The sequence below is a fragment of the Brevibacterium sp. FME17 genome (assembly GCF_014897515.1).
Classification (GTDB): domain Bacteria; phylum Actinomycetota; class Actinomycetes; order Actinomycetales; family Brevibacteriaceae; genus Brevibacterium.
In genome coordinates this window covers 93,593-103,860 of record NZ_JABUYD010000015.1, presented here as the reverse complement: position 1 = coordinate 103,860, position 10,268 = coordinate 93,593, and the positions used below count along the sequence as shown (strand labels likewise).

The following is a 10,268-nucleotide window of genomic DNA, read 5'->3' as shown; positions in this document are numbered from 1 at the left end:
ACGCTATTGGATTCTCAAACCACAAACACTCACCCGTCACCACAACCCCCAAAAAAGGGCGTGTACACCAGGGGTGTCAGTTTCAATTTTTCGTTGTCACCCGTGTTCCGTGTGAACCACACCCAAACTGTGTTTGTGCTGGTCACACCCGGTGAAAACCGTTCTAGAAGAACTCGTTTTCTGCGGGGCAACGAGATACTACTCTAGTCCAGGCCTGGCTCGTCGTGCAACTCGAAACCGGCTCTCTTGCAGTGACGCCCGACACACAGGCCCCGGCTGCCTGAACTGGGGACGGACAATTCCCCGCCAACGCCCGGATCTGTCGGTGTTACCGTCGCTTCATGACTGCGGAAAATGTTTCTCCTCATCCCGACAACGGCTCAGCACCGATAGCTGTCATCGCCGGAGCCTCCGGTTTCATCGGCAGATCACTCATGACTCCCCTGAACTCGTGGGGCTACCAGGTGCGCACCATCGGCCAGGCCGCTTCCTCAGGAACACATGTCTCCTGGGATGACCCGGAAAAGATCGCTGCACTCATTGATGGTGCGGATCTGCTCATCAACTTCGCCGGCCGCAGCGTGGGCTGCAGATACAACGACCGCAACCGGCAGGGCATCTGGGACTCACGAGTTATGACGACTCAGGTATTGAACGATGCGGTCAGGACCGCCTCGGCGCCACCGCGCCTGTGGATCAACTCGAGCACGGCGACGATCTACCGCCATGCCATGGACCAGCCTCAGACCGAAGACGACGGTGACATCGGCGAGGGCTTCTCCGTCGACGTGGCCAAGGGCTGGGAACGGGAGTTCTTCCAGGGCGAACTGCCCAGGACGAGGAGAGTGGCAATCCGGATGGCGATCGTCCTCGGCGACGGCGCGGCTCTGAACATGCTCGCGACCGCAGCCCGCTTCGGCGCTGGCGGTCCTCAGTTGGAAGGGCGCTGGTTCGGTCACACCCGGTACCGGGGCATTGGACCTGATGCGTCAGGGCCTAAGGTTTGGCACCGGCATCCGCTCAGTCATGGGAGGCAGCGGTTCAGCTGGGTGCACATTGACGATGTTGTGCGTGCGATCCGATTCATCGATGAACATGAGCAGCTGACCGGGCCCATCAATGTCTCGAGCCCAGGCGTTTCGGACAACACCACTCTGATGGCGTCTCTGCGACGGGCCGTACGGATGCCGCTAGGAATTCCGGCGTTTCGTTGGCTGCTGGAGATCGGGATGCTCGTCCTGCGTCAGGAATCGGAGCTGGTGCTCAAGAGTCGGTGGGTGCTGCCCAAGCGACTGGAGCAAGCAGGCTTCGATTTCACATGGACCGACATCAGGGCCGCGACGAAGAGCCTGCTGCGCTGACAGATCAGCCGGCGGTCACCTCGGCGGGGATACCGGCCTGCACACAGTCGGGGCAGTAGGGCTGACGATTCTTTTCGGTGCAGTCCTCACAGCGCAGGTACTGCTGCCGGCAGTCCAGGTTCGCGCAGTTGACGAAGTTCGGGGTCGCCTTCTCACACGCGACGCAGTGACCGATCGATTCGGCACCATCGCCGAACTCCACGTGCATGCGCTTGTCGAAGACATAAAGGGAGCCATCCCAGTATCCGGTGTTGCCGAAGGTCTCCCCGTAGCGGACGATTCCGCCGTCGAGCTGGTAGACCTCTTCGAAGCCGCGGTTCTTCATCAGCACGGACAGGACCTCGCAGCGGATGCCGCCGGTGCAGTACGTGACGACCGGTTTGCCCTTGAGATCGTCGTACTTGCCCGATTCGATCTCCTCGATGAAGTCTCTCGTGGTGTCCGTCTCGGGCACGATCGCATCGCGGAACTTCCCGATCTGGGCTTCCATCGCATTGCGTCCGTCGAAGAAGACGACATCGTCACCGCGCTCGTCGAGGAGTTTGTGCAGGGCTCCGGGCTTGAGGTGTTCACCGCCGCCTTCGACTCCCGTCTCGGTCACTGTGATCTCATCATCGGTGCCGAAGGTCACGAGCTCTGGTCTGACCTTGACACTCAGTCGTGGGAAATCGTCTCCTTCACCGTTGGACCATTTGATGTCGGCCTTCTTGAACGGTGCGTAGGACCTCGTGGCCCGCACGTACTGTTTGACGTCGAAGATGTCGCCGCCGATGGTGGCATTGATGCCATCCTTCGACACGATCACGCGCCCCTTGAGCCCGAGGCTCTCGGCCAGAGTGTGCTGCCACAGCTTGACTGCTTCGGGGTCTGCCAGAGGGGTGAATACGTAGAACAAGACGATCTTCGGAGTTGCCATGGCCTACATTCTAATTGGCGAATGTGTGCGCCGAACTCGGCGGTAGGGTCTGGCCGATGAGACCTGCTTCCCCTCCTCCCCCACTGCACGGCTAAGATTGACGGTGATGCCGTGTCGTATGAAAGGGCCATTAAGAGGACATGTCGAGTAACCTCAACGCTGCGAATTCCACGCAGGTCGAATCCCAGCAGGTCGAAACCGACCAGGCCAATTCCAAAAAGGTCAAGGAGACAGTCGAGTTCGCTGCTGCGAATCCCGATGTGGATCAGCCCTATGCCGACCTCGGCCTCAAAGCCGACGAATACGCACAGATCCGTCAGATCCTGGGACGTCGTCCCACCTCGGCGGAGTTGGCAATGTATTCGGTCATGTGGTCCGAACACTGCTCGTATAAGTCGTCGAAGGTGCACCTGTCGAAGTTCGGCGACAAGGTCACCGAGGACATGAAGAAGCACCTGCTCGTGGGCATCGGTGAGAATGCCGGCGTCGTCGACATCGGCGACGGATGGGCTGTGACCTTCAAGGTCGAGTCCCACAACCACCCCAGCTATGTCGAGCCCCACCAGGGTGCGGCCACAGGTGTAGGCGGAATCGTACGCGACATCATTTCGATGGGCGCCCGCCCCGTGGCCGTGATGGACCAGCTGCGCTTCGGTGCCATCGACCACCCCGACACTTCACGCGTGCTCCACGGAGTCGTGTCCGGGATCAGCAACTACGGCAACTCCCTCGGCCTGCCCAACATCGGCGGCGAAACCGTCTTCGACTCGGTCTACCAGGGGAACCCTCTGGTCAACGCTCTCGCAGTCGGCGTGATGCGGCACGAAGACATCCGCCTGGCCAATGCTTCGGGCAAGGGCAACAAGGTCATCCTCTTCGGTGCCCGCACCGGTGGCGACGGCATCGGCGGAGCCTCGATCCTCGCCTCGGAGTCCTTCGACGATACGAAGCCCTCGAAGCGCCCGGCCGTCCAGGTGGGCGACCCCTTCGCAGAGAAGGTGCTCATCGAATGCTGCCTCGAACTCTTCCACGCCGGAGTGGTCGAAGGCATCCAGGATCTGGGAGCCGCCGGCATCAGCTGTGCGACCTCGGAGCTGGCCTCGAACGGTGACGGCGGCATGCACATCGCCCTCGATGATGTGCTGCTGCGCGATGAGACTCTCACTCCTGAGGAGATCCTCATGTCGGAGTCGCAGGAGCGGATGATGGCCGTAGTCACGCCGGAGCGCCTCGACGACTTCCTCGCGATCGTCGGCAAATGGGACGTTGAAACCTCCGTCCTCGGTGAGGTCACCGACTCCGAACGCCTCGTCATCGAATGGCACGGAGACGTCATCGTCGATGTGCCACCACGCTCGGTCGCCCACGACGGTCCAGTCTACGAACGTCCGATGGCCGAGCCATCATGGGCCGCCGAGGTGGCCGCGAACACCGTGGACTCCGCTGGCTTGGTCAAGCCCCAGAACAACGAAGAACTGCGGTCGACCATGCTGCAGCTCGCCGGATCACCGAACCTGGCGTCGAAGAAGTGGATCACCTCGCAGTATGACAAGTACGTGCAGGGCAACACCGCCCAGGCATTCCCCGACGATGCCGGAGTCATCCGCGTCGACGAAGAATCCGGACTCGGTGTCGCCATCGCCACGGACGCCAACGGTCGCTACTGCTACCTCGATCCGGCCCGCGGCTCAGCGCTGGCGCTGGCCGAGGCCTACCGCAACGTCACCACTGCCGGGGCCATCCCCCGCGCGGTCACCGACTGCCTCAACTTCGGTTCCCCCGAGGACCCGGAGATCATGTGGCAGTTCGCAGCCGCTGTTGAGGGCCTCGCCGAGGCGTGCCAGGACATGGGCATTCCCGTGACCGGTGGCAACGTCTCCCTGTACAACCAGACCGGTGGCGTGGCCATCCACCCGACTCCGGTCGTCGGTGTCCTCGGCGTCTTCGATGACGTCACCCGGGCCACCCCGAGCGGCTGGAAGGAGCCGGGCCAGACCATCTACCTCCTCGGCACGACGGAAGCTGAACTCGACGGTTCGGCCTGGGCAGACGTGACTGCCGGCCACCTCGGCGGGGTGCCTCCGCAGTACAAGCCGAGCATGGAGAAGGAACTGGGTGAGATCCTCATCAACTCCTCGCGTGACGGCATGATCGATGCGGCGCACGATCTGTCCGAGGGCGGTCTGTCTCAGGCACTGATCGAATCCTGCCTGCGCTTCGGCACCGGGGCGCGCATCTGGCTCGACGAAGTGTGCGAACGCGATCGTGTCGACGTGTTCACCGCGCTGTTCTCTGAGTCAACGGCCCGTGCGATCGTGGCCGTGCCGCGGTCCGAAGAGGTCCGCTTCAAGGACATGTGCACCGCCCGACACTTCCCGTTCATCCGCATCGGCATGACCGACACCGGCGAAGAGGCACCCGTCCTCGAAGTCGTCGATCACTTCGAGGTCGGCCTGGACGAACTGCGCGAAACCCATGAGGGGACACTGCCGAAGCACTTCGGCTGAAGCGTGGCCGCCGCGGCGGTCAGCACGTCCTCACCCTAATGATTGCCGAGGGGACCCCTTAGCGCCGAGAGAACCAGTTGCAACTGGTCCGGTCAAAGCTAAGTGGTCCCCTCGGCGTTTTTAGTTGCCACGCGGCAGGCCGCCGAGCACGTGCAGCAGACCAAGACCGCAGAATGTCACTCCCAGCAAGACACATTGCGTGAGGACCATTGACATCGCGAATGAGGAACCGAACCAGTTCATAGCCCATTCGACAAAGGCGACCACGAGTCCCATCAGCAGCGCATAGCCGGCAGCCACGAGGTGGGTCCACCAGGTTCTGTTGCGCGCGAGGTTCCAGGCAATGATTGTTCCGGCCAGCACAACGCCGCCGTGGAAGGTCCAGATGATGCTCGGGATGATCATCGCCAGTTCGAAACTGCTGGCGCTGCCGCCGAAACCGCTGCCGCCGAAACCGTCGACACCAGGATTCACAATGATCGGCATCAGGTACGGCAAAGCGAATGCATAGATGCTGATGGCAATGAGTAGTCCTATCCCGAACAGACGCATCGGCATCGGACTGGCCCTCACTGTGAGAAGGGCAACGACGCCGAGGACGAGTTCGAGGATCGCTACTACGACGCTCATGGCCGAATACACGGCGAAGAATTCAGGCCGCACCCCGTCGACCATCATCGGCATCATCACGAGCTCCGGCAATGAGCCGATGGCCAGGGCCACCCAGTACAGGACCCGCGCCGTCCACCCGGGTCCGACCTCCCGTTCGGGTCCTCCCGAAGAAGCCTGCTGACTCATGACATCACTGTAGGTCGGTGAGGGCCAGGACCGCGCTCTCTTCACCCAGTTGGCGCCACAGCAAGTGACCCAACATGACGAGTCTCTCGCATGCGAAGTGGCTAATGTGATTGCCTGAGGGGGAACGATTCGCCTACAACACAGTCGAACAACCGAAGGAGTCACCCATGGCCACCATCCGCACCTCGCACGCAGGGTCCTTACCCCGCACCCCCGAGCTCATCGAGGCCAATAAGGTCAAGCAGGCTCAGATCACCGCCCGCCTGGCCGGAGAAACAGTCTCGGACGCACAGACTCAGGAGTTCAACGAGCTCCTCTCCGCCAGCGTCGCCGACCTCGTCAAGCGCCAGAAAGATCTGGGCATCTCGATCCCCAACGACGGCGAATACGGCCACACAATGTCCGCTGACTTCGATTACGGTGCCTGGTGGCATTACTCCTTCGCCCGCACCGGCGGGCTCGAACTCGATGACGTCGACAAGTGGGATGCTCCGGCTGTCCGCTCGGAGCCGGGCAACACGGTTCTGACCAGCTTCGGCGACCGCCGCGACCGCAATCTCTTCCCCGGCGTCTACGGTGATGCCAACGCCGGCACGGACACCGGTGACCAGCCGCAGTTCCCCAAGGCCACGAGCGCCATCAGCTACGTCGGCCATGATCAGGTCGCCAGCGACATCGCCAACCTCAAGGCCGGTCTCGCGGCTGCTGGGTACGGTGAACGCGACGGGTACATCAACGCGCTGTCCCCGGGTTCGGCATCTCGCATCGCCAACGAGTTCTACAAGACTGACGAGGAGTTCATCTGGGCCTGGGCCGATGTGCTGCGTGAGGAATACCTCGCCATCACCGAGGCGGGTCTGACCGTCCAGATCGACGACCCTTCACTGGCCGAGAACTTCGACCAGATCAACCCGGAACCCTCCTTCGCCGACTACCGGTCGTTCATCCAGGTCCGCATCGACGCACTCAACCATGCTCTGCGCGGCATCGACCCGGCGCAGGTTCGCGTCCACACCTGCTGGGGTTCGTGGCACGGGCCGCACGTGACGGACCTGCCGTTCAAGGAGATCGTCGACCAGGTGCTCACGCTCAATGCTGGTGGCATCACCTTCGAGGCGGCCAACGTCCGCCACGAACACGAATGGCGGATCTGGGAGGATACGAAGCTGCCCGAGGGCAAGTGCATCATCCCCGGCATCGTCTCGCACTCCACGAATGTCGTCGAGCATCCCGAGCTCGTCGCCGATCGCATCGAGCGTTTCGCGAAGCTCGTCGGTCCCGACAATGTCGTGGCCTCGACCGACTGCGGCCTGGGTGGACGCGTCCACCCCGAGATCGCCGTCGCTAAGCTGCAGTCATTGACTGCTGGTGCCGAGATCGCCTCGAAGAGGTTCTGAGCTCAGCTGACTCCGTTCGCCCATTTCACGCTCCGCTGCCGAGTTCCTCCTCAAGGCAGGCGGCCAGCGTGGGGTGGGCGAACTGGTATCCGGTCTCCTCCAACCTTTCCGGGAGCACCTTCTGGTCGGCTAGGGCCAATTCCTTTGCTCCGTCGGCACCGAGGACCAGCTCGGTGACGAAACCGGGCGTCAGTAGGCGGGCCGGCCGATGCAGGTGGGCAGCGAGCGCGTCGGCGAATTCTCCCTGCGTCACCATTTCGGGGGCCACCGCATTGACGGGGCCGCGGACATAGTCGGTGAGCACAGCATGCACATATGATCTGGCCAGATCATCGAGGGAAACCCAGGCCAGGCCCTGCTCGCCACTGCCCAAACGGCCTCCGGCCCCCGCGAGATACAACGGTGTTTGGAGTTTGAGGAACCCGCTCAACGAGGTCAATGCGATGCCCGAGCGGATGGAGACCCGCCGGATGCCCAGCTCCTCGACTCTGGCGGCTGCAGCTTCCCATTCCTGGCACACCTCGGCAAGGAATCCGTCCCCGGCCGGAGCGGTCTCGTCCACCGGCTCTTCAGCCTGGGATCCGTAGATCCCGACGGCGGAGGCGCAGACGAAGACTTCGGGTCGTTTCGCCTCGGGCAAGGTACGCATCGTCTCCGCCAGCAGGGTCGTCGAGTCGATGCGTGAGGAGCGGATCTCCTCCTTCGCCTTCTTCGTGAACCGGGTGGCGATGGTGCGCCCGCCGAGGTGGACGACCGCATCTGCCCAGGCCAGGTCGCGCGGGTTGATGATTCCCAGTCCGGGATTCCAGTGAGATTCGTATTCGGCCTTCGGAGTCCGACGCACGAGCAGACGCACGAAATGTCCTGCGGTGGAGAAGAGCGCCGCGACCTGCCGTCCGACGAGTCCGCTGCCGCCGGCGATGAGGATGCGTTTGCCCTTCTTGCGTGCCAGCAGTGGTGCGTTCATGCGTTCGAGAAACTTGATGTCCATGAGCATGCGCTGTTGTCTGGCCTCGAAAGTCGCTTCCAAGTTGTGGATGAGGCTGCGGTCGATCGAGTCGAAGCCCGCCGGTGCCATCGAGAACTCGATGTGGTCGTCGATCTTGGTTCCCCCGGCGACTGAGGAGAATTCGTGGGTGTGCTTCCACTGGCTCAGTGGGCCCTTCTTGAGCTCATCGACGAACGAGAACCGGGAGGGGCCTTCGGAATGCACCGAACTGAATGGTCGTCGCACGAGGCCGTAGCTGCCGGGCACACTGGTCTTGACCTGGGCCACCGACCCGGGCGCGAGAGGAGGGTAGCTCTCCTCGACGATCTCTTGCGCCCAGTGCGGGGACAGCCTGGTCAGTGCTCCGGGCTGTGCGTGCCACAGATACGTCGTCTCCGCGGCCAGCGGGACTTCAGATGTCCACTCGAAATTGGTCATGACATCCCTCCTACTCCAGATGATGCCACCGGAGTCTGAGAGTGTGACCTGCAACTCGCCCAACCCTGAGTGAATTATTCCTGCCGAGGTGGAGGTCGGCTCGAGCCGGGGATCCGCCACTCCCTCGTCTCGATCTCGTCTCGATCTCGTCTCGATCTCACCGAAAGACGACCGCAGCGTCGAGAGCAGAGGGTATACAGTCTGCTCTCGACGCTGCGATCTGCGCGCGATGAAACGTCACGGCTGGTGCGTGAGGCTCAGGCCCCGCAGGGCCCATGCCCGTCCTCAGACGGTGGTGTCGGGGATCTTTCCGAACCTGAACGCGGTCCAGAAGTCGCCGCGGACATAGCCGTTCTCGGGTTCCGGATCGTAGTCCCAGTGCCGGACCGTGCCGATCTTGAGCGCATCGGCGACGAGCTGCCGGCTCGACTGGCTGCCGAGCACATGCTGTTCAAGATGTTCGAGGTCGTAGCGTGAGTCCAGCTCGGCTCGCATCGTGGCCACGAGCTCCGCATAGGAGGCGTCGCCGGCCTTGTTGACCAGCTCGTCCGGATCCGTTTCGAGGTCGAACAGCAGCTCCGGATCTCCCGGGCAGATCGTCAGCTTGTACTGTCCACGGATGAGCGTCACCTGCGGTCGATACGTGCCCTCGGCGAAGTACTCGATGATGACATCGCGATCGGCCGGCTCCGTCTCGCCTGCCGCTTCCTGCCGAGCCGACTCGAACAGAGAGATGCCCGTCGCATCCGGATCCGACGTTCCTGCCAGCTCGAGCAGAGTCGGCATCAGGTCAACGAGGCTGACGGGGTTGGCATACCGACCCGGCGTGACCGCCTCGGCGGGGCCGTTGATGATGATCGGGACACGGGAGGACTGCTCGTACGGGGACATTTTGTACCACAGCCCCTTCTCCCCCAGCATGTCTCCGTGGTCGCTGGTGACGATGATGACGGTGTTGTCCTCAAGGTCGAGCTCGCGCAGACGCTGGCGGATCTTGCCGATGTGATCATCGATGTAGCTCACCGACGCATAGTAGGCGCGGCGTGCCCGACGGATGTCCTCGGGGCCCGGTTCTCGCTTGTCGAGTCCGCTCATCGTGCGCAGACGGTGGCTGTGCGGGTCCTCGGCGATGTCGGGCACCTCGGGGTGAGCTGGGTCCGGGATGTCCACCTCGGCGAATCTGTCCCAGTTCTCCCGCGGCGGCTCGTACGGGTCGTGCGGATGGATGAACGAGGTGACCATGAGGAACGGCTGGTTCTCACCGGCGGCCTGATTGGCGCGCACTCGTCCGTTGAGGTGACGCAGCGTCCTGAAGATCACCTCGTCGTCGAAGTCCTGCTGGACGTTCGCCTTGGCAGCACCGGCGGTGAACACCGGGTCAGCCTCGTGATACCACTGAAGCTTCTGGTCCAGAGGGCGCTGCCAGTCGGGGACCATGTCGAGGTCGGCCGGGTAGACGTCGGTGGTCAGGCGCTCTTCGAAACCATGGTGCTGATCGGGGCCGATGAAGTGCATCCGTCCGATGAGCGCGGTGTGGTAGCCGAGCTTGCGCAGACGGTGAGCGAACGTCGGCACAGAGGCGGCGAAGTCGTCGCCGTTGTCGAGGCAGTCGATGTCGGAGGGCATCCGACCGGTCATCATCGATGCCCTCGACGGTGAGCACAGCGGGGTGTTGCAGTAGGCGCGATCGAAGACCGCCCCGTCATCGGCCAGGGAATCGATGTTCGGGGTGAGTGCGGCGGTGTCTCCGTAGGCTCCCAGTGCCTGAGCGGCCATCTGGTCGGCCTGGATCACTACGATATTCGGCGGTTGCATATGCTGGTCACGTCCTTTCTCAAAAACGTATGGTCTGCTTGTGAAAGC

The 10,268-nt window shown here is 62.7% G+C and carries 7 protein-coding genes; 3 read left to right on the top strand and 4 right to left on the bottom strand.

Annotated elements, in window-relative coordinates; genetic code table 11:
* The first annotated feature begins 341 nt into the window (after positions 1-341).
* Positions 342-1,361 (top strand): epimerase, encoded by a 1,020-nt coding sequence (locus INT40_RS14075; protein ID WP_193096324.1) that lies wholly within the window; start codon positions 342-344, stop codon positions 1,359-1,361.
* A gap of 4 nt (positions 1,362-1,365) precedes the next feature.
* On the opposite strand, the gene INT40_RS14070 is transcribed toward INT40_RS14075, so the two are convergent.
* Entirely contained in the window at positions 1,366-2,277 is a 912-nt protein-coding gene (locus tag INT40_RS14070; RefSeq protein ID WP_101572859.1) for a rhodanese-related sulfurtransferase, read from the bottom strand.
* 140 nt (positions 2,278-2,417) lie between these two features.
* Between INT40_RS14070 and purL the strand changes: the two genes are divergently transcribed.
* Positions 2,418-4,784, top strand: a complete 2,367-nt coding sequence (gene purL, locus INT40_RS14065) for a phosphoribosylformylglycinamidine synthase subunit PurL (RefSeq protein ID WP_193096323.1) — start codon at positions 2,418-2,420, stop codon at positions 4,782-4,784.
* A 120-nt stretch (positions 4,785-4,904) separates the two neighbouring features.
* On the opposite strand, the gene INT40_RS14060 is transcribed toward purL, so the two are convergent.
* Positions 4,905-5,582: a hypothetical protein gene (locus INT40_RS14060; protein ID WP_101572853.1), complete on the bottom strand. Its 678-nt coding sequence runs from the start codon at positions 5,580-5,582 to the stop codon at positions 4,905-4,907.
* Positions 5,583-5,749: 167 nt separating this feature from the next.
* Here INT40_RS14060 and INT40_RS14055 point away from each other — a divergent pair, with 167 nt between their 5' ends.
* On the top strand, positions 5,750-6,979 hold the full coding sequence (locus INT40_RS14055) for a cobalamin-independent methionine synthase II family protein (RefSeq protein WP_101572851.1): 1,230 nt from the start codon (positions 5,750-5,752) through the stop codon (positions 6,977-6,979).
* A 25-nt stretch (positions 6,980-7,004) separates the two neighbouring features.
* Here INT40_RS14055 and INT40_RS14050 read toward each other — a convergent pair whose 3' ends face one another.
* Complete coding sequence (locus INT40_RS14050; protein ID WP_193096322.1) at positions 7,005-8,405, bottom strand: TIGR01777 family oxidoreductase; 1,401 nt, start codon at positions 8,403-8,405, stop codon at positions 7,005-7,007.
* Between the two features lie 285 nt (positions 8,406-8,690).
* Complete coding sequence (gene betC / locus INT40_RS14045) at positions 8,691-10,220, bottom strand: choline-sulfatase (RefSeq protein WP_193096321.1); 1,530 nt, start codon at positions 10,218-10,220, stop codon at positions 8,691-8,693.
* Positions 10,221-10,268: the final 48 nt, after the last annotated feature.

Excerpts from the sequence above, each read along its gene's own strand:
- INT40_RS14055 (WP_101572851.1), top strand. The coding sequence starts at position 5,750 with ATGGCCACCATCCGCACCTCGCACGCAGGGTCCTTACCCCGCACCCCC.
- INT40_RS14075 (WP_193096324.1), top strand. The coding sequence starts at position 342 with ATGACTGCGGAAAATGTTTCTCCTCATCCCGACAACGGCTCAGCACCG.
- INT40_RS14070 (WP_101572859.1), bottom strand. The coding sequence starts at position 2,277 with ATGGCAACTCCGAAGATCGTCTTGTTCTACGTATTCACCCCTCTGGCA.
- betC (WP_193096321.1), bottom strand. The coding sequence starts at position 10,220 with ATGCAACCGCCGAATATCGTAGTGATCCAGGCCGACCAGATGGCCGCT.
- INT40_RS14050 (WP_193096322.1), bottom strand. The coding sequence starts at position 8,405 with ATGACCAATTTCGAGTGGACATCTGAAGTCCCGCTGGCCGCGGAGACG.
- INT40_RS14060 (WP_101572853.1), bottom strand. The coding sequence starts at position 5,582 with ATGAGTCAGCAGGCTTCTTCGGGAGGACCCGAACGGGAGGTCGGACCC.
- purL (WP_193096323.1), top strand. The coding sequence starts at position 2,418 with ATGTCGAGTAACCTCAACGCTGCGAATTCCACGCAGGTCGAATCCCAG.